This is a genomic window from Blastococcus sp. TF02-09 (assembly GCF_003319105.1).
In the GTDB taxonomy this organism is placed as follows: Bacteria; Actinomycetota; Actinomycetes; order Mycobacteriales; family Geodermatophilaceae; genus Blastococcus.
The window spans coordinates 474,176-492,819 of record NZ_QOHH01000002.1; the positions used below are offsets into that span (position 1 = coordinate 474,176).

19 protein-coding genes are annotated in these 18,644 nt (G+C 73.6%); 5 read left to right on the forward strand and 14 right to left on the reverse strand.

The features are described from left to right. Window positions 1-9: 9 nt before the first annotated feature. The 4 genes from DQ239_RS04850 to DQ239_RS04865 form a co-directional block, all read right to left on the reverse strand. On the reverse strand, window positions 10-1,353 hold the full coding sequence (locus DQ239_RS04850) for a M23 family metallopeptidase (protein ID WP_113833243.1): 1,344 nt from the start codon (window positions 1,351-1,353) through the stop codon (window positions 10-12). A 300-nt stretch (window positions 1,354-1,653) separates the two neighbouring features. Further along, window positions 1,654-2,463: an ATP-binding cassette domain-containing protein gene (locus DQ239_RS04855; RefSeq protein WP_113833244.1), complete on the reverse strand. Its 810-nt coding sequence runs from the start codon at window positions 2,461-2,463 to the stop codon at window positions 1,654-1,656. Then, window positions 2,460-3,377, reverse strand: coding sequence for an ABC transporter permease (locus DQ239_RS04860; protein ID WP_233488757.1), 918 nt, complete (start codon window positions 3,375-3,377; stop codon window positions 2,460-2,462). The genes DQ239_RS04855 and DQ239_RS04860 overlap by 4 nt, the downstream gene beginning before the upstream one ends. A 164-nt stretch (window positions 3,378-3,541) precedes the next feature. Continuing rightward, complete coding sequence (locus DQ239_RS04865; RefSeq protein ID WP_113833245.1) at window positions 3,542-4,528, reverse strand: sugar ABC transporter substrate-binding protein; 987 nt, start codon at window positions 4,526-4,528, stop codon at window positions 3,542-3,544. A 135-nt stretch (window positions 4,529-4,663) separates the two neighbouring features. Between DQ239_RS04865 and DQ239_RS04870 the strand changes: the two genes are divergently transcribed. Both DQ239_RS04870 and DQ239_RS04875 read left to right on the forward strand, forming a co-directional pair. After that, window positions 4,664-5,728 (forward strand): Glu/Leu/Phe/Val dehydrogenase dimerization domain-containing protein, encoded by a 1,065-nt coding sequence (locus DQ239_RS04870; protein ID WP_113833246.1) that lies wholly within the window; start codon window positions 4,664-4,666, stop codon window positions 5,726-5,728. 154 nt (window positions 5,729-5,882) lie between these two features. Next, window positions 5,883-6,110, forward strand: coding sequence for a DUF3073 domain-containing protein (locus DQ239_RS04875; RefSeq protein ID WP_091769198.1), 228 nt, complete (start codon window positions 5,883-5,885; stop codon window positions 6,108-6,110). 106 nt (window positions 6,111-6,216) lie between these two features. Here DQ239_RS04875 and purM read toward each other — a convergent pair whose 3' ends face one another. Both purM and purF read right to left on the reverse strand, forming a co-directional pair. Next, window positions 6,217-7,281 (reverse strand): phosphoribosylformylglycinamidine cyclo-ligase, encoded by a 1,065-nt coding sequence (gene purM / locus DQ239_RS04880; protein WP_113833247.1) that lies wholly within the window; start codon window positions 7,279-7,281, stop codon window positions 6,217-6,219. After that, the gene (purF, locus tag DQ239_RS04885) at window positions 7,278-8,816 is read right to left on the reverse strand and encodes an amidophosphoribosyltransferase (RefSeq protein ID WP_113833248.1); all 1,539 of its coding nucleotides are present in this window, start codon (window positions 8,814-8,816) and stop codon (window positions 7,278-7,280) included. Before purF ends, purM begins: the two co-directional genes overlap by 4 nt. A gap of 205 nt (window positions 8,817-9,021) precedes the next feature. On the opposite strand from purF, the gene DQ239_RS04890 reads away from it, so the two are divergent. Further along, window positions 9,022-9,642 carry a DUF5701 family protein gene (locus DQ239_RS04890; protein WP_113833331.1) on the forward strand — a complete coding sequence of 207 codons (621 nt, stop codon included), beginning with the start codon at window positions 9,022-9,024 and terminating at the stop codon, window positions 9,640-9,642. Window positions 9,643-9,653: 11 nt separating this feature from the next. On the opposite strand, the gene DQ239_RS04895 is transcribed toward DQ239_RS04890, so the two are convergent. Both DQ239_RS04895 and DQ239_RS04900 read right to left on the reverse strand, forming a co-directional pair. Continuing rightward, on the reverse strand, window positions 9,654-10,262 hold the full coding sequence (locus DQ239_RS04895) for an MBL fold metallo-hydrolase (RefSeq protein WP_113833249.1): 609 nt from the start codon (window positions 10,260-10,262) through the stop codon (window positions 9,654-9,656). Further along, window positions 10,259-11,344, reverse strand: coding sequence for an S-(hydroxymethyl)mycothiol dehydrogenase (locus tag DQ239_RS04900; RefSeq protein WP_113833250.1), 1,086 nt, complete (start codon window positions 11,342-11,344; stop codon window positions 10,259-10,261). The genes DQ239_RS04895 and DQ239_RS04900 overlap by 4 nt, the downstream gene beginning before the upstream one ends. Before the next feature lie 204 nt (window positions 11,345-11,548). On the opposite strand from DQ239_RS04900, the gene DQ239_RS04905 reads away from it, so the two are divergent. Continuing rightward, window positions 11,549-12,964, forward strand: coding sequence for an OFA family MFS transporter (locus DQ239_RS04905; protein ID WP_113833251.1), 1,416 nt, complete (start codon window positions 11,549-11,551; stop codon window positions 12,962-12,964). Continuing rightward, window positions 12,961-13,119, forward strand: coding sequence for a hypothetical protein (locus DQ239_RS20555; protein WP_199582628.1), 159 nt, complete (start codon window positions 12,961-12,963; stop codon window positions 13,117-13,119). Before DQ239_RS04905 ends, DQ239_RS20555 begins: the two co-directional genes overlap by 4 nt. Before the next feature lie 62 nt (window positions 13,120-13,181). Here DQ239_RS20555 and DQ239_RS04910 read toward each other — a convergent pair whose 3' ends face one another. The 6 genes from DQ239_RS04910 to DQ239_RS04935 all read right to left on the reverse strand — a co-directional run bounded on the left by DQ239_RS04910 (window position 13,182) and on the right by DQ239_RS04935 (window position 18,545). Next, window positions 13,182-13,949, reverse strand: a complete 768-nt coding sequence (locus tag DQ239_RS04910; RefSeq protein ID WP_113833252.1) for a thioesterase family protein — start codon at window positions 13,947-13,949, stop codon at window positions 13,182-13,184. 56 nt (window positions 13,950-14,005) lie between these two features. Beyond that, entirely contained in the window at window positions 14,006-14,395 is a 390-nt protein-coding gene (locus tag DQ239_RS04915; RefSeq protein WP_113833253.1) for a sterol carrier family protein, read from the reverse strand. After that, on the reverse strand, window positions 14,395-16,680 hold the full coding sequence (gene purL / locus DQ239_RS04920; RefSeq protein ID WP_113833254.1) for a phosphoribosylformylglycinamidine synthase subunit PurL: 2,286 nt from the start codon (window positions 16,678-16,680) through the stop codon (window positions 14,395-14,397). Before purL ends, DQ239_RS04915 begins: the two co-directional genes overlap by 1 nt. Next, a complete protein-coding gene (gene purQ / locus DQ239_RS04925) occupies window positions 16,677-17,348 on the reverse strand; it encodes a phosphoribosylformylglycinamidine synthase subunit PurQ (RefSeq protein WP_113833255.1) in 672 nt (223 codons plus the stop codon). The genes purL and purQ overlap by 4 nt, the downstream gene beginning before the upstream one ends. 11 nt (window positions 17,349-17,359) lie before the next feature. After that, window positions 17,360-17,599, reverse strand: coding sequence for a phosphoribosylformylglycinamidine synthase subunit PurS (gene purS / locus DQ239_RS04930; RefSeq protein WP_113833256.1), 240 nt, complete (start codon window positions 17,597-17,599; stop codon window positions 17,360-17,362). A 124-nt stretch (window positions 17,600-17,723) separates the two neighbouring features. Next, window positions 17,724-18,545, reverse strand: a complete 822-nt coding sequence (locus DQ239_RS04935; RefSeq protein WP_113833257.1) for a DUF559 domain-containing protein — start codon at window positions 18,543-18,545, stop codon at window positions 17,724-17,726. Window positions 18,546-18,644: the final 99 nt, after the last annotated feature.

Below are 18,644 nucleotides of genomic sequence, written 5' to 3' on the forward strand. Positions count from 1 at the left end.
GGTGCCGCGTCAGCACGCGCCGAGGTGGATGCCGCGGGCGTCGAGCCAGTCGACCGGGTCGACCTGCCCGCCGTACATCACGCCGTTCGGATGTGCCTCGAAGTGCAGGTGCGGCCCGGTGGACTGCCCGCGGTTGCCGACCTCGGCGATCTCCTCGCCGGCCCGCACCCGCTCCCCCGCCTGGACGAAGTACCGGTTCACGTGCCCGTAGACGGTGACGTAGCCGTCGTCGCCCAGGATGTAGACGGCGTAGCCGAAGCCGGTGGCCGTGCCGGCGCGCTGCACCACGCCGGAGTGGGCGCTGTAGACCGGCGTCCCGATGGGGGCGGCGATGTCCACGCCCCCGTGGAAGGTGCCCCACCGCCGGCCGAAGCAGCTCGACACCCGTCCCGACGTCGGCTGCACGTAGGACCCCGACGACACACTGCCGCCGGATGCGCGGGACCCCCCGCTCGCGCCGTTGCGGGCCGCTGCCGCCGCCGCGGCGGCCTCGGCCGCGGCGCGCTGGGCGGCCGCCCGCTGCTCGGCCTCCTCGGCCGCCTTCTGCTGCTCCCACGCCAGGTGCGCGTTCCGCGCGCCCTGCAGGCGCAGCAGCTCGACGTTCGCGGCGTCGTACTGCTCCTCGTAGACGGCCTTCTGGGCCTCGATCTCCGCCTTCGCCCCCTGCTGGACCGCGACCTTCGCGTCGGCCTCGGACTTGGCCGCCTCCGCGGCCTCCTCGGCGGCGGCGCTCTCGTCCCGGGCGGCGCGCGCGTCGGCCTCTGCGGCGGCCTGGGCGATGCGGGCGGTCTCCATCGCGGCCAGCACGTCGACCTTGTCGGCGCCCACGTACTCCAGCATCGCGGCGCGCTCGATCAACTGGGACGGCCCCTGCGCGTCCAGCAGCGCGGCCGCGCCGCTGAATGCCGATCCGGACATGTAGCTGTCCCGGGAGAAGTGCGCGATCCGCGCCTGGGCGGCGGCGACGGCGGCCATCGCCTGCTCCAGCAGCGCGGCGGCGCGGTCGGCCTCGGCCTGGGCGGCCTGCAGCTGCTCGTTGGCCACCTCGTACGCGGTGCCGGCCGCCTCGGCCTGGAGGGCCAGGCGCTGCAGCTCGGCCTCCGCGGCGGTCACCAGCCCGGCGATGCGCCCGACCTCGGCCGCGGCGGCGTCCTGCTGCGACTGGGCCGCGCCGATCTCGCTGTCCGTCGGGTTGGGCGGCGGGGGCGGCACGGCGAGCGCGGGGGCGGCGGTGCCGACGAGGGTCGCTCCGGCCAGGACCGCGACCAGCCCGGACCGGACCGAACGGGCCGGCCGGCGCCGGCGGGCGCCGGGGCGCTCGGTCGTCGCGGGCGACGGACGGCGCTGGAACATGACTGGCTCCCGGGGAAGGGGAAGGGGGTGTGGTGCCCGACGAGAGTCGCAGCGTCACCGCCAGTCACATAGGCAACACGCGCAACCTCGGACACGCCGCGCCAACTTCGATCAGTCACCGCCACGGCACGGTCGGTATGTCGACACGGCGGGTCGGCGAGGGCCTTCGCCCGGCGCCGTCGGGTGGGCGCGCACCCGACCGCGCGGTGGAGCAGCGAGCCGCGCGGTCGACGGCGAGGGCGGCTGCCGCACCGCAGGGTCGAGGTCGTGCACCGCGGCCGGACGACTGGCCCGACGAGCTCAGGTGGCGGGGCGCTCCAGCTCGTGCGCCAGCTGGTCCAGCTCCGCGCCGCCGGCCATGAGCCGGGTGAGCTCGTCCCGGCTCACGTCGGCCTTCGCGAACGACCCCAGGCTGCGCCCCCGGTTGAGCACCAGGAACCGGTCCCCCACCGGGTGCGCGTGGTGCGGGTTGTGGGTGATGAGCACGACGCCCACCCCGCGGTCGCGGGCCCGCGCCACGTACCGGAGGACGACGCCGGCCTGCTTCACGCCCAGGGCGGAGGTGGGCTCGTCCAGGATCAGCACCCGGGCGCCGAAGTGCACCGCGCGCGCGATGGCCACCGACTGGCGTTCACCACCGGAGAGCGTGCCCACCGGCTGGTCGGGGTCGCGGATGTCGATGCCCATCGCGGCCAGCTCGCGGCGGGTGGTCTCCTTCGCCGTCGCGGCGTCGAACCGCCGGAACGGGCCCCGGCCCTTCGTGGGCTCCGCGCCGAGGAAGAAGTTCCGCCAGATCGCCATGAGCGGGATCATCGCGAGGTCCTGGTAGACGGTGGCGATGCCGGCGTCCAGCGCCTCGCGGGGCGAGCCGAAGTCGGCCGGCCGCCCGTCCAGCAGCAACTGCCCGCGGTCGGCGCGGTGCACGCCCGCGAGGATCTTGATCAGCGTGGACTTGCCCGCCCCGTTGTCGCCCAGCACGCAGGTCACCTCGCCCGCGCGCACGGTGGTGCTGACGCCGTCGAGGGCGATGACCGAGCCGTAGTCCTTGCCGACGTCGCGGAGCTCGAGCAGGGGTGCGTCGGTCGTCGGTCGGGCGGGGAGGGGAGTCACCGGCGGGCCGCCTCTGCGTAGCGGCGCACCAGCCGGTTGGCCAGCACTGCGAGCAGCAGCATCGCGCCGAGGAAGAAGTAGAACCAGTCGGCGTCCCAGCGCAGGTAGGGGATGCCGAGCTGGGTCATGCCGAAGATCAGCGCACCCAGCGAGGCGCCGATCGCCGAGCCGAACCCGCCGGTGAGCAGGCAGCCGCCGATGACGGCCGCGACGATGTAGATGAGCTCCTGGCCGGTGCCGGTGTTGGCCTGCACGGAGGTCAGCCGGACCGCCAGCGTGGTGCCGACGAACCAGGCCGCCGTCGCCGTGGTCATGAACAGCGTGATCGTCGTCCGCCGCGCCGGGACGCCCACGTTGCGGGCCGCGACCTCGTCACCGCCGGTGGCGAACACCCAGTTGCCGAAGCGGGTGCGCAGCAGCACCCAGGTGGCCAGCGCGGTGAACAGCACCCACCAGAGGACGGCGACGCGCACCTCGGCCCCGAGCACCGTCATGCGCGAGGCGAAGACCCACTCGGCGCTCGCGTACCCGGGCACCGAGGCCAGCCCGCCGGCGGTGACCGTGCCGGTGAGGTATTTCGTCATGCCCAGGTTGAGGCCCTGGAGCATCAGGAAGGTGCCCAGCGTGATGATGAAACTGGGCAGGCCGGTGCGGGTGACCAGCCAGCCGTTGAAGAAGCCGAGCAGCAGGGCCACTCCCAGCGAGACGGCGATGGCCACCCAGATGTTCTGCTCGAACTCGACGGCGACGATGGCCACGACCAGCGCCGTCGTCCCCGTCATGACGCCGGCCGACAGGTCGAAGCGCCCGCCGATCATCAGCAGGGCGACGGCGACCGCCATGATGCCGAGCGTCGAGGCCGGATCCAGCCAGTTGGCGATGCCCCGCGCGGAGCGGAAGACGTCGGACTGCACGGCGAAGAAGGCGAAGACCGCGATGGCGCCGACCAGCGCACCGAGCTCCGGCTTGACCAGCAGGCGGCGCAGCGGGCCGACGGCGCTCAGCCGCTCGTCGGCCCGCCGCGTCGACGGCTCGCCCGCCGCGCCGGTGCCGACCGGCTGCGGCGCCCCCGCGGTGCTCAGCGCGTGCCGGCCGAGGCGAGGTCGGCGATCTCGTCGACGTTCGTGGAGTCGACGATGCCGGGGCCGGTGAGCACCGGCTGCCCGCCGCCGACGGTGTTCAGGTTCTCCGCGTAGAGCTGCAGCATCACGATCGGCAGGTAGCCCTGCTCGTACTGCTGCTGGTCGACGGCGAAGGCGATCGACCCGTCCTGGATGCCGCTGATCACGTCCTGGTTGAGGTCGAAGGTGGCGACGGCGGCGTCCGAGCCGGCGTCGGCCAGGGACTCGGCGGCCACCGCGGCGACGGCGGAGTTGAGGGTGAGCACCGCGTCGATCGCCGGGTCGCTCTGCAGCTGCGAGGTGATGGTCGACTGCGCCCCGGTGAGGTCGTTGATGTCGACCTGCAGGGTGCGGACCTCGGTGCCCAGCCCGGTGCTGGCGCCGTCGCAGCGCTGCTCGAGCCCGATGTTGCCGGCCTCGTGGATCACGCACAGCACGGAGCGCGCGCCGTCCTCGGCGAGCTCGCGACCGGCGCCCTCGCCGGCGATCGCCTCGTCCTGGCCGACGTGCCCGATGGCGCCGAACTCCGTCGAGCGGTCGCCGCCGGAGTTGATGGTGACCACGGGGATGCCGGCGGCCACCGCGGCCTCCACCGAGTCCTGGAGGGCGTCGGGGTTGGCCATCGAGACCACGATCCCGTCCACGCCCTGGTTCACCGCGGCGTCGATGAGCTGCGCCTGGCGCGTGGGGTCGCCGTCGCTCTGGTAGTCGACGTCGATGCCGAGGTCCTCGCCGGCGGCCTCGGCGCCGTTCTGCACGACGTCCCAGAACGCGTCGCCGGCCGAGCCGTGCGTGATGACCGAGAAGCTGAGGTCGCCGTCCCCGCCGCCGCCGCTCTCGGAGCCACCGCCGTCGCCGCCGGACTCGTTGCTGTCGGTGGTGCACGACGCCAGCAGGAGCGGCGCGGCCAGCGCGATCGCGAGCAGTCGCCTGGGTGCGGGCATGGCAGTCCTCCTGTGTGCTGCGGAGGTGCCCTCCGCCGGGTGTCCAACGGGACATGATGCCTGGCCGCGCGGCGCAGTTCCTGCCCGGCCGGTGCGACTCTCCGGGACCGCCTGCCGTCGTCCTAGGCTCGGGGCGTGGAGATCTTGCGCTCGGGTCACGAGCAGGTCGTCTTCTGCAGCGACCCGGCATCGGGGCTCCGGGCGATCATCGCCGTCCACTCGACGGCCCTGGGCCCGGCGCTGGGCGGTACCCGCTTCCACCCCTACGCCACCGAGGACGACGCCGTCGCCGACGCGCTGCGCCTGTCGCGGGCCATGTCGTACAAGAACAGCCTGGCCGGGCTGGACCTCGGCGGCGGCAAGGCGGTGATCATCGGCGACCCCCGGACGGACAAGACCGAGGCGTTGCTGCGCGCCTACGGCCGGTTCGTCGAGGCGCTCGGCGGGCGCTACCTGACGGCCTGCGACGTCGGCACCTTCAACGCCGACCTCGACGTCGTCGCCCGGGAGACGCGCTTCGCGCACGGTCGCTCGCTGGCCTACGGCGGCTGCGGCGACTCCTCGGTGCTCACCGCCTACGGCGTCTTCCAGGGCATGCGGGCGGCCGCGGAGCACTGCTGGGGGCAGCCCTCGCTGACCGGCCGCACCGTGGCGGTGGCCGGCGTCGGCAAGGTCGGCTCCGAGCTCGTCGACCTGCTCGTGGCCGACGGCGCCGAGCTCGTCATCACCGACGTTGACGCCGCCGCGGTCGACCGGGTGCGCGCCCGCCACCCCCAGGTGCGGGCCGTGGCCGACACCGCCGAGCTGGTCGGCACGCCGCACGACGTCTACGCGCCCTGCGCCCTCGGCGGCGCGCTGGACCCGGGCACGGTGGCCGCGCTGCCGGCCCGCATCGTCTGCGGCGGCGCCAACAACCAGCTCGCCGCGCCCGAGATCGCCGACCAGCTCGTCGCCCGCGGGATCCTGTACGCCCCCGACTACCTGGTGAACGCCGGCGGCGTCATCCAGGTCGAGGACGAGCGGCACGGCTTCTCCTTCCCGCGGGCGCAGGCGCGGGCCGCAGGGATCTTCGACGTCGCCCTTCGGGTGTTCCGGGCGGCCGACGCCGAGGGGGTCCCGCCCGTCGTCGCGGCCGACCGGCTCGCCGAGGAGCGCATGCGCTCGGTCGGCCGGCTGGCCACCCTCCGCCTGCCCGGCTGACGGGGCGCGTCCCCGTCCGGGGGAGGGGACGTGTGCTCACCGTGGACGCGTGTCGTAAGGTTGTCCGAGACACAGTCACTCAGTCGGGGTCGCCACGCGGGCCGTCCAGCCGCGGGCTGGGCCGCCGTACTCCGGTAACGAGGGGGTCGAGCCAATGGGGCGCGGCCGAGCGAAGGCCAAGCAGACACGCGTGGCCCGTGAGCTCAAGTACAGCTCACCCAACACCGACCTCACCGCGCTGCAGCGCGAGTTGGCCGGGTCGTCGTCGACCTACACCGCGCCGAGCGCGGCCACGGACGACGACGACGAGGATGAGGACGACGAGTACGCCGACCGCTGGGCGGACGACGACTCCGGAGACGACTGGGCCGCCACCCGCTGACGCGGCGACGCTGAACCTGCTCCTCTGACGCGAGAGCACCGCCTTCCTCGGGGAGGCGGTGCTCTCGTGTGCCCTCCGGGGACTTTCGGTACCGAAAGTCCGCTGGTCAGCGGTAGGTGCCGACGAGGCGCGCGGCGGGGGCGGTGGCGTCCGTGCGCTCCTGCAGCGTGCCGGCCACCCAGGACGGCACGCCCGTGGCGGTGAGCTGCGCGACGACGCCGTCGGCTACCTCCGGAGCGACCGCGGCGACCATGCCGACCCCGCAGTTGAACGCGCGCTCGGACTCCTCGCGGGGGACGCCGTGCTCCTCGAGCAGGTGCACCGCCGGGGGCAGCGCCCACGTCGAGCGGTCCAGCACCGCCTCGAGCCCGTCCGGCACGACGCGGGCGGTGTTGCCGGCCAGGCCCCCGCCGGTGATGTGCGCGAAGGCGTGCACCGCCCCGACGCCGTGCCGGGCGACCAGCGCCAGGCAGTCGCGGGCGTAGATGCGGGTCGGCTCCAGCAGCTCCTCCCCCAGCGGGCGCGAGAGCCCGGCCGGGGTGGCGTGCAGGTCCAGACCGGCAGCGGCGACGACGCGGCGCACCAGCGAGTAGCCGTTGGAGTGGAACCCGGACGACGCCATGGCCACGACGGCGTCGCCCTCGCGCACGCGCTCCGGGCCGAGGACGGCGTCGGCCTCCACCACGCCCACGGCGGTGGCGGCGAGGTCGTACTCGTCGGCGTCCATCAGGTCGCCGTGCTCGGCGGTCTCCCCGCCCACCAGGGCCGCGCCGGCGAGCGTGCAGCCCGCGGCGATGCCCGTGACGATCGCGGCGATCCGCTCCGGCACGACCTTGCCGCAGGCCACGTAGTCCTGGAGGAACAGCGGCTCGGCGCCGCAGGCGACCAGGTCGTCGACGACCATGGCGACCAGGTCGATGCCCACGGTGTCGTGCCGGTCCAGCTGCCGGGCCAGCGCGATCTTCGTGCCGACGCCGTCGGTGGAGGAGGCCAGCAGCGGCTTCCGGTACTTCTGCACGTCGAGGGCGAACAGCCCGGCGAAGCCGCCCAGGCCGCCCACCACCTCGGGCCGGTTGGTCTTCTCGACCGCGGCCTTCATCAGCGTGACCGCGCGCTCGCCGGCGTCGATGTCGACGCCGGAGGCCGCGTAGGTGAACGTCCCCTCGGTCACGGGCGGAGCAGGGCGTCCTCGGCGCCGCCGGGGACCGTGGCGCTACCGGCCTGCTGACCGGTCCAGCCGGTGAGCGCCCGGTTGCCGATGCCCTCGAGCACGTGCTTGCCGAGCACCTCGGGCTGCTCCAGCGGGATCGGGTACGTCCCGGTGAAGCAGGCGGTGCACAGCCGGTTGGCCGGCTGCTCGGTCGCGGCGATGAGCCCCTGCTCGGAGACGTAGCCGAGCGAGTCGGCGTTGATCGAGGCGCGCACGCCGTCGATGTCCAGGCCGTTGGCGACCAGCTCGGCCGGGCTGGCGAAGTCGATGCCGTAGAAGCACGGCCACTTCACCGGCGGCGAGGCGATGCGGACGTGCACCTCGACGGCGCCGGCCTCGCGCAGCATGCGCACCAGGGCGCGCTGGGTGTTGCCGCGGACGATCGAGTCGTCGACGACCACCAGGCGCTTGCCGCGGATGACGTCGCGCAGCGGGTTGAGCTTCAGCCGGATGCCCAGCTGCCGGATGGTCTGGCTCGGCTGGATGAACGTGCGGCCGACGTAGGAGTTCTTGACCAGGCCCAGGCCGTACGGGATGCCCGAAGCCTGGGCGTAGCCGACGGCAGCCGGGGTGCCCGACTCCGGGACCGGGATGACCAGGTCGGACTCGACCGGGTGCTCCTGGGCCAGCCGGCGGCCGATCTCGACCCGGGCCGCGTGCACGCCGCGGCCGGAGATCGTGGTGTCCGGCCGGGCGAGGTAGACGTACTCGAAGACGCAGCCCTTGGGCTGGGCCGGCGCGAAGTGCTGGCTGCGCAGCCCGTTCTCGTCGATGGCGATCAGCTCGCCGGGCTCGACCTCGCGGACCACCGAGGCGCCCACGATGTCCAGCGCGGCGGTCTCGCTGGCCACGACCCAGCCTCGCTCCAGCCGGCCCAGCACCAGCGGACGCACGCCCTGCGGGTCGCGGGCGGCGTAGAGGGTGTCCTCGTCCATGAACGTGAGGCTGAACGCGCCGCGCAGCTGCGGCAGCACCTCCATCGCGGCGGCCTCGACCGAGAGGTCGGGGCGGGCAGCGACGAGCGCGGTGATCAGGTCGGAGTCGTTGGTCGCCACGAAGGCACCGGGCACCCCGGCGTCGGCGGCCTTGACGGCCAGCTCGGCGGTGTTGACCAGGTTCCCGTTGTGGCACAGCGCCAGGCCGGTGCCGGCCTCGGTCGTGCGGAACGTCGGCTGCGCGTTCTCCCAGGTGGAGGCACCGGTCGTGGAGTAGCGGGTGTGGCCGACCGCCTGGTGGCCCCGCAGGCTGCCCAGCGTCGCCTCGTCGAAGACCTGGCTGACCAGCCCGAGGTCCTTGTAGACGACGACGGACGTGCCGTCGGACACCGCGATGCCGGCCGCCTCCTGACCGCGGTGCTGGAGGGCGTACAGACCGAAATAGGTCAGCTTCGCAACCTCCTCCCCCGGCGCCCAGACACCGAAGACGCCACAGGCGTCCTGGGGTCCGGGAGAGTGGGGGTCGAGGTCGTGCGTCAGCCGTCCATCACCGCGAGGCACCCGCCCACCGTACCGGCGCGGGGACCGTTCCCGGGCGCCGGTGGGGTGGATCCGGTCACCCCTCCGGCATGTCCGCCCTGCTCATCGCCGGTGTCGCACACGGGAACCGGTCGAGCGGGTCGCGCGTTGAGTCGTGTCCGCCGTCGCCCCGGAGGTCGCCGTGCCCGTCGCCGTCCCGTCCGCGTCCGCCCCCGCCACGTGGCCCGTGCCTTCCCCGTCCGCGCAGGCCGACCGCCTCGTGGCCCTGGGTGTGCACGAACGCGCGGGCCTCGCCGCCGCCGAGCTGCGGTCGGCCGCCGGTGCCGCGACCGAGGGCGCGCTGCTCGTCGTCTCCCCCGCGCTGGCCCCGCCCTCGGTGCTGGCCCCGCTGCTGTGCCTGGACGGGCGGCCCGGTTTCGTCGTCGAGGACATGACCGACGTGGACGCCTTCGCGCCGCAGCCGCCCATCGTCCTGCCGGACGACCCGGTCTACGCCGTCGCCGGCCTGGACCGCGGCGACGCGATGGCCGGCTGGAGCCCGGACGAGGCGCTGCCCGCGATCGTCGGCGCCGACCGGACGCCGCTGACGCTGGGCGAGGGCATCGCCTGGCTGCTGCAGTGCCCCGACGTCCTGGCGCGCAACGCCTGCTTCATGACCATCGGCTCGCGGCTGCGCCGTCCGGACGGGCGGCTGGACGCGCGCACGCCCGCGCTGTGGATCAGCAACGGCACCGGACGGGACGGGAACGCGCGCACGGGCGCCCCCAAGGTCGGCTGGTGCTGGGCGGGCAACCGGCACACCTGGCTCGGCTTCGCCTCCGCCGCCCGCCGCGAGCCGCTCGCCTGACCCCCAGGCGGTCAGCGGACGGTGCGCAGCTCCGCGGCGATGGTGGTGTCGTCGCCGTGGCCGGTCCTCACGACGGTGTCGCCGTGCAGGCTGAACAGCTCCGAGCGGATCGACCTCAGAATCGTCGGGTGGTCGCTGAACGAGCGGCCGGTCGCGCCGGGCCCACCGCAGAACAGCGTGTCGCCGGTGAACACCGTGGTGAGGTCCGCGGCGTACAGGCAGGTGCTGCCCGGCGAGTGCCCCGGTGTGTGCAGCGCGGTCAGCGTCGTCCCGGCGACGGTGAACCGCGTGCCGGCGGCGAGGTCGTGGTCCGGCGCCGCGTCGGCGTGCGTCATGTCCCAGAGCATCCGGTCGGCCGGGTGGAACCAGATCGGGGCGCCGGTGGCCTCGCGCAGCGCGGGGGCGGCGGTGATGTGGTCGTTGTGCCCGTGGGTGAGCACGATCGCGGTCACCCGCCGGCCGCCGATGGCCTCGACGATCGGGGCGGCGTCATGCGGGGTGTCGATCACCAGCACCTCGTCGTCGTCCCCGACGAGCCACACGTTGTTGTCGACGTCGAAGTCCTGGCCGTCGAGGGAGAAGACGCCGCTGACGACGACCCTGTCGATCCGGGCGGTCACAGGACCACCACGCTGCGCAGGACCTCGCCCCTGTGCATCTTCTCGAACGCGGCCTCGACGTCGTCCAGCCCGATCGTCTCGGAGACGAACGCGTCGAGGTCGAAGCGGCCCTGCAGGTACAGGTCGATGAGCATCGGGAAGTCGCGGCTGGGCAGGCAGTCGCCGTACCAGGAGGACTTGATCGCGCCGCCCCGGCCGAAGATCTCGATCGCCGGCAGGGTGATCTCCATGCCCGGGGTCGGGACGCCGACCATGACGACCCGGCCGGCGAGGTCACGGGCGTAGAAGGCCTGCTCGAACACCTTCGGGTGGCCGACGGCGTCGATCGCGACGTCGACGCCGAACCCGCCGGTGGCGGCCTTGATCGCCTCGACCGCGTCGGTCTGCGACGAGTTGACCGTGTGGGTGGCGCCGAACGTCTTCGCCCACTCGAGCTTGGTGTCGCTGATGTCGACGGCGACGATCGTCGTCGCGCCGGCGAGCTTCGCGCCGGCGATGGCGGCGTCGCCGACCCCGCCGCAGCCGAAGACGGCGACGCTCTCGCCGCGCTGCACGGCGCCGGTGTTGATGGCCGCACCGACACCGGCCATGACGCCGCAGCCGAGCAGACCCGCGGACGCCGGCGGGGCGGCCGGGTCGACCTTCGTGCACTGGCCCGAGTGCACCAGCGTCTTCTCGGCGAACGCTCCGATGCCCAGCGCCGGGGAGAGCTCCGTGCCGTCGGCCAGCGTCATCTTCTGCGCGGCGTTGTGGGTGTTGAAGCAGTACTTGAGCTCGCCCTTGAGGCAGGCGCGGCACTGCCCGCAGACCGCCCGCCAGTTGAGGACGACGTAGTCGCCCACCGCCACGTTGGTGACGCCCTCGCCCACCGCGGCGACCGTGCCGGCGGCCTCGTGGCCGAGCAGGAACGGGTAGTCGTCATTGATGCCGCCCTCCCGGTAGTGCAGGTCGGTGTGGCAGACCCCGCACGCCGCGATGTCGATGACCGCCTCGCCCGGGCCGGGATCGGGCACCAGGATCGTCTCGATCGTGACCGGCGCACCCTTGCTGCGGGCGACGACGCCCCTCACCTCGTAGGCCATGGCCCGAGCCTATGCGGGGAGGCGCGGCCCGCCCCGGCGGCCCTCGGCGCTCACACCAGGTCACGCGTGGGACACGGTCGGCCGTTGAACGCGCGAGTACTAGCGGGGCGACGTAGGTTCTCCTCCGGCTGTGACCGGCACCACCGGAGCAGCCCCGGTGCGTCCGACCGGCCGCGCCGCGTCCCGCCTCCGGAGGTCCGACCCGTGGCCGTTCCCGCCTTCCTGGCCCGCGAGCGCATCGTCGCCCGGCCGGGCTTCAACCGGTGGCTGATCCCACCGGCCGCTCTCGCCGTCCACCTGTGCATCGGCCAGGCGTACGCGACCAGCGTCTACAAGACCGCGCTGGTCGCGCACTTCGACGCCACTCTCACCTCGATCGGGATCATCTTCTCGATCGCGATCGTCATGCTCGGCCTCTCCGCCGCCCTGTTCGGCACCTGGGTGGACCGCAACGGCCCGCGCGCGGCGATGTTCACCTCGGCCGTCTTCTGGGTGACCGGCTTCCTGGTCGGCTCGCTCGGCATCGCCAGCGAGCAGCTGTGGCTGGTCTACCTGGGCTACGGCGTCATCGGTGGCATCGGCCTGGGCATCGGCTACATCTCGCCGGTGTCGACGCTGATCAAGTGGTTCCCCGACCGCCCGGGCCTGGCCACCGGCATGGCGATCATGGGCTTCGGTGGTGGCGCACTCATCGCGACGCCGCTGTCCCGCCAGCTGATGGCCTTCTACGACCCGGACTACGTGGCCAGCGGCCCGGGCGCGAACGTGGCCAGCGGCGACGCGGTGGCCAAGCTCTTCCTGACCTTCGCCATCGTCTACCTCGTCTACATGATGTTCGGCGCCTTCATCGTGCGGGTGCCCGCCGACGGCTGGAAGCCCGACGGGTTCGACCCCTCGACGGTCAAGCAGAAGGCGCTGGTGACCACGAGCAGCGTCTCGGCGGCCAACGCCATCAAGACGCCGCAGTTCTGGCTGCTGTGGATCGTGCTGTTCTGCAACGTGACTGCCGGCATCGGCATCCTCGAGCAGGCGGCACCGATGATCCAGGACTTCTTCCGCGACGGAGGGTCCTCGGCCGTCGCCGCGACCGCGGCCGCCGGCTTCGTCGGCGTGCTGTCGCTGTTCAACATGGCCGGGCGGTTCGTCTGGTCGTCGACGTCGGACTACATCGGCCGCAAGCCGATCTACATGGTCTACCTCGGCGTCGGCATCGTCCTGTACCTGATCCTGGCGACGCTCGGCAGCTCGGCGACCTGGATCTTCGTGATCACCGCCGCGGTGATCATCTCCTTCTACGGCGGCGGCTTCGCCACCATCCCGGCCTACCTGCGCGACCTGTTCGGCACCTACCAGGTGGGTGCCATCCACGGCCGGCTGCTGACCGCCTGGTCGGCCGCCGGGGTCGCCGGCCCGCTGATCGTCAACGGCGTGCTCGACATGGCCGAGGGCGAGCCCGGTGAGCTGGTCGCGGGCGACTACCGGCCGGCGCTGTTCATCATGGTCGGCCTGCTGGCGATCGGGTTCGTCGCCAATCTGCTGGTCAAGCCGGTCGCCGACAAGTGGCACGAGCCGGCCTCCGCCCCCACCCCCGAGACCAAGGAAGCGAGCGCCGTCCGATGAGCTCCTCCGCCTCGACCGGCACCCCGGCCGGCAACCGGCAGCCCACCCACACGCCCGCGGCGCTCATCGCGTTCGCGTGGACCTTCGTGGGCGTCCCGCTGGCCTACGGCCTCTACCAGACCGTGAAGACGGCCAGCTCGCTGTTCGGCGGCTGAGCCCGCCCGCGGCGCGCTCCTCGACGCCCCCGTCCGCACCTGCGGGCGGGGGCGTCGTGCGTTCACCGGTGGCGGGCCTGGATCCGCGGATCGGGCAGCGCCGCGGCGACGCAGTGGCCGATCCGGCCCTCCCGGTCGTACATCCACGTGGTGCCGAACCCGATGCCGTCGGCGCCGAGGTGGCCGGTGCTCTCCATGCCGATCCACTCCCCGCGCGGGTCGCGGGTCAGGTACATCGTGACGTCGACGTTGATGAACGCCAGGCCGTCGGTGCCGGAGTTGGCCAGCGGGTTGGTGAAGTCGGCCATCAGCGCGGCGCGCAGCATCGGGGTGAGCGGCTCGCCCGCGACGAACTCCGCCGTCTCCCGCATCCACACCTTGCCCGGGCCGCCGTCGCCCCACGGCGTGATCCGGCGGATCTCCCACGCCATCGGCCCGCCCGCCGGGCCCTCGATCTGCTCCGGCGGCGGCACGTCCCAGGGCTCGGGCGCCCACGGGTCGGCGTCGGGGTGCTCGGCGCGGCGGAGCAGCAGCGCCGAGCCGCGGATCACCTCGACGTCGCCGTCCAGGACGCTGACGTCCAGCACCCGCAGCCGGCGTCCCTCCCGGCCGGGCCTCGTCTCGACGCGCAGCGGGCGCATCGGGACCGCCCGGACCATGTCGACGGTCAGGCGGGACAGCTGGAGCCCGGGGTCGGGTTCGTCGCGCTGCACGCCCCACGCCACGAGGCCGCCGATGTGGTGGCCGTTGACCATCTCGTCCGACCAGGGGCTGGCCGCGGTCGCCGTCGGCACCAGCAGGTCCCCGTCGGGCGTGAACGACGCCTGCATGACACCTCCGTACCCGGCGGCCGGTCCGCCCGCGGTCCGAGCATGCCCGACGGCGATCAGGGGCGGGTCAGCGGCCGCAGCGGCAGCAGCCCGGAGAGGTCGGCGCGGTTGCCGCTGGCGCTGACCTTCCCCTCGGCGACGGCGTCGGCCCAGGTGAGCCGGCCGCTGGCCAGGCGCAGCCAGGTGGCGGCGTCGGTCTCGACGACGTTGGGCGGGGTGCCCCGGGTGTGCCGCGGCCCCTCGATGCACTGGACGGCGACGTGGGGGGGCACCCGCAGCTCGACCGACCGGCCGGGCACCTGCTGGGCGAGCCACCGCGCGCTGGTCTTCACCGCCGCGCCCACCACGGCCCGCGGTGGGCGCTCGCCCTCGTCGTCGAGCCAGGCGCGCACCGGCTCGAGGGCGGCGCGCAGCTCGTCGGCGGGGATGGGCGCGGTGCCGGCCATCAGCTGGTCGGGACGGCGCCCGCCGGGACGGTGAGCGGGGTGCTGTGCTCCGGGCCGCCGAACAGCGCCGGCAGGGTGGCGGTCCACGCCGCGCGCAGCTCGGCCAGCGGCAGCTCCGGCAGGCCCTCGACGGCGAGCGCGTCGCCACCCGTCGTCCCGAGCTCGGTGACCGGGACGCCGGCCCACTCGGCGGCCAGCTTCACGCCGCCGGGGTCGGCGGTGGTGACGACGACGCGCGCGGTGGACTCGCTGAACAGGGCGGTGAACGCGTCGCCGGGCAGGGCGAGGCGGGCGCCGGTGCCGTAGCGCAGCGCCGACTCGGTGAGCGCCTGGGCCAGGCCGCCGTCGGCCAGGTCGTGGGCGGAGCTGACCAGCCCCTGCTTGGCGAGCGCGGCGAGCAGGTCGGCCAGGGTGCGCTCGGCCGCGAGGTCCAGCGCCGGCGGGCGGCCGCCGAGGTGGCCGTGCACGACGCTCGCCCAGGCGGAGCCGCCGAAATCCGGCCGGGTCTCGCCGAGCAGCAGCACGGTCTCGCCGGCCGTCCGCCAGCCGGCCGGCACGCGGGTGCGGACGTCCTCGTGCACGCCCAGCACGCCGATGACCGGCGTGGGGTTGATGGCAACGTCGCCTGTCTGGTTGTAGAGGCTCACGTTGCCGCCGGTGACCGGCAGGCCGAGGGCGCGGCAGCCGTCGGCCAGACCCCGCACGGCCTCGGCGAACTGCCACATGACCTCGGGGTTCTCCGGCGAGCCGAAGTTCAGGCAGTTGGTGACCGCGAGCGGCTTCGCGCCGGTGGCCGCGACGTTGCGGTAGGCCTCGGCCAGGTTCAGCTGCGCGCCCGTGTAGGGGTCGAGGCGGGCGAACCGGGCGTTGCCGTCGAGGGAGAGCGCGATGCCGCGGTTCGACTGCTCGTCGATCCGCACCACGCCGGCGTCCTCGGGCTGGGCGAGCACGGTGTTGCCGCGCACGTAGCGGTCGTACTGCTCGGTGACCCAGCTCTTGTCCGCGCCGTCCGGGCTGCTGACGACGGCCAGCCAGTGCGCCTGCAGCTCGGCCGGCGTGGTGGGCCGGGGCAGGCGGGCGGGGTCGTCGGCCTGGAGGGCGTCGAGGTCGGCGGGGCGGGCCATCGGCCGCTCGTACACCGGGCCCTCGTGCGCGACCGTGCGCGGCGGGACGTCGACGATCCGCTCGCCGTGCCAGTCGACGGTGAGCCGGTCGCCGTCGGTGACCTCACCGATGACGGCGGCGCGGACGTCCCACTTGCGGCAGACGGCGAGGAACTGCTCGACCTTGCCCGGCTCGACGATCGCGCACATGCGCTCCTGCGACTCGCTCATCAGGATCTCGGCGGGCGTCAGGGTGCTGTCGCGCAGCGGCACCGCGTCGAGGTCGACGTGCATGCCGCCGGTGCCGGCGCTGGCCAGCTCGGACGTGGCGCAGGACAGGCCGGCACCGCCGAGGTCCTGGATGCCGGTGACCAGGTCCTGGGCGAACAGCTCGAGGCAGGCCTCGATGAGCAGCTTCTCGGTGAACGGGTCGCCGACCTGGACGGCGGGGCGCTTGGCCGGGCCCTCGGCGTCGAAGGTCTCGCTGGCGAGCACGCTGACGCCGCCGATCCCGTCGCCGCCAGTGCGGGCGCCGAACAGGATCACCTTGTTGCCGGCGCCCTCGGCCTTGGCCAGGTGGACGTCCTCGTGCTTCATCACGCCGACGCACAGGGCGTTGACCAGCGGGTTGCCGGTGTAGCACTCGTCGAAGAGCAGCTCGCCGCCGATGTTGGGCAGGCCCAGGCAGTTGCCGTAGCCGCCGACGCCGGCGACGACGCCGGGCAGCACCCGGGCGGTGTCGGGGGCGTCGGCGCGGCCGAAGCGCAGGCTGTCCATGACCGCGATCGGGCGGGCGCCCATGGTCAGGATGTCCCGGACGATGCCGCCGACGCCGGTCGCCGCGCCCTGGTACGGCTCGACGTAGCTGGGGTGGTTGTGGCTCTCGACCTTGAAGGTGACCGCGTAGCCGTCGCCGACGTCGACGACGCCGGCGTTCTCGCCGATGCCGACGAGCAGCGCGTCGGACGTCGGGAGGTCGCCGAAGCGGCGCAGGTGGACCTTCGAGCTCTTGTAGGAGCAGTGCTCGCTCCACATGACGCTGTACATCGCGAGCTCGGCCGTGGTGGGGCGGCGGCCGAGGATGTCGCGGATGCGGGCGTACTCGTCGTCCTTGAGCCCGAGCTCGGCGTACGGCTGCTCGTCGTCGGGGGTCTTCTCTGCGTTCTGGACGGTGTCGATCATGCGTTGACGACCGCCTTCAGCACGCTCGTGAAGAAGCCCAGGCCGTCGGTGCTCGGGCCGGTGAGGTCCTCGACCGCGTGCTCCGGGTGCGGCATCAGCCCGACGACGCGGCCGTTCTCGCTGGTCACGCCGGCGATGTCGCGGCTGGACCCGTTGGGGTTGCCGCCGACGTAGCGGAAGACGACCCGGTTCTCGCCCTCGAGCCGGTCGAGGTCGGCGTCGGAGCCCACGTAGCGGCCCTCGCCGTTCTTGACCGGGATGAGGATCTCCTGGCCGTCGGCGTAGTCGCTGGTCCAGGCGGTGTCGGTGCGCTCGACGCGGAGCAGCTGGTCGCGGTTGCGGAAGTGCAGGTGGCTGTTGCGGGTCAGCGCACCGGGCAGCAGGCCGGCCTCGCAGAGCACCTGGAAGCCGTTGCAGATGCCCAGCACCGGCAGGCCCTGCTTCGCCGCGCTGACGACGTCCTGCATCAGCGGCGAGCGCGCGGCGATGGCGCCGGCGCGCAGGTAGTCGCCGTAGGAGAAGCCACCGGGGAGGACGACGGCGTCGACGTCCTTGAGGTCGTGGTCGCCGTGCCAGAGGGCGACCGGGTCACCACCGGCGAGCCGCACCGCGCGGGCGGCGTCGACGTCGTCCAGGGAGCCCGGGAAGGTGATGACACCGATGCGCAAGGTGCGGTCCTTCAGTCGGTGGGGAGGTGCAGCTCGACGTCCTCGATGACCGGATTGGCCAGCAGCGTCTCGGCGATCTGCTTCAGCTCGGCCTCGTCGGGCGTGCCGTCGACCTCGAGCACGAAGTGCTTGCCCTGGCGGACGCTGCGCACGCTCTCGTGGCCCAGCCGGCCGAGCGCTCCGAGCACCGCCTGCCCCTGGGGGTCGGAGATCTCCGGCTTGAGGACCACGTCGACGACCACCCGGGACACGTCGACGAGCGTACCGGCCGCCCGACATCCCCCGTCCCGCCGCCCGTCACCTCCGCACAGCCCTCCCGAGATCTGCACACTCGGGGCTTTGCGGGCCCTGAAAGCCCCGAGTGTGCAGATCTCGTCAGCGGAGGGCGGCGCGGATGGTCGCGATCACGTACTCGGGACGACCGAGGACGTCCGCGGAGGTGAACCGCAGGATCGTCCATCCGGCAGCGACCAGACCGTTCTGCCGGCGGAGGTCGTCGACGAAGGTCTTCCGGTCGCGGTGGTGATCACCGTCGAACTCGACGAGCACCTTGTGCTCGAGCCAGACGAAGTCGCCTCGGCCGAGGAAGATCCCCCGGTCGGAGCGGACGTCCACCTGCAGGTCGGGCATCGGCAGCCGGGCGTCGTGGATCAGCCACCGCGTCCACGACTCCATGACCGATTCCGAGCGGGCGTCCCCGACAGGCAGCACGTCGCGGGCCCGCGCTGCGCCCCGGCCGGACGGCTGCAGTCGCAACTGCCGCTCCAGATCCTCCATCGAGCAGCCGGCAGCGAGGACCTGGTCGGTGACGGCGAGCAGCGCCGGCCGCTCGAGCAGACCGGCGAGATCCCGCCAGGTGCGCGGCAGGCACGTGACCGGCACCCCGCGCTCGACGGTGACCTCGCCCGGCTCCAGCGGGCGCCTGTGGATCACCCGGTCGGCCCGGCCCCGGACCGCGGACCCCGTCGAGACGGTCACGTGCACGCGCTCGTCGTCCACGATCGGTAGGTCGATCCGCCAGATCCCGGCTGCAGTGAGATGACTGACCACCGCGCCGTCCGGGGCCGTGAGGAGCACGGCCTCGATGCGTGTCCGCAGGTCGTCAGCGATCGCACGGGGCACGTACGTGTCCCGCGACAGCCGGACGACGTCGCGACGACGAAGCGCCTCGTCGCTGATCCCGGCCTCGCGCGCCATGCGCCTGGTCGTCGGACCCGTGAGTCGGGTGGGGAGGTGTCGTCGCGGCACCGCAGAAGCGTGCCGAAGCCGCCGCCGCAGCACCGATCGTTTCCACAG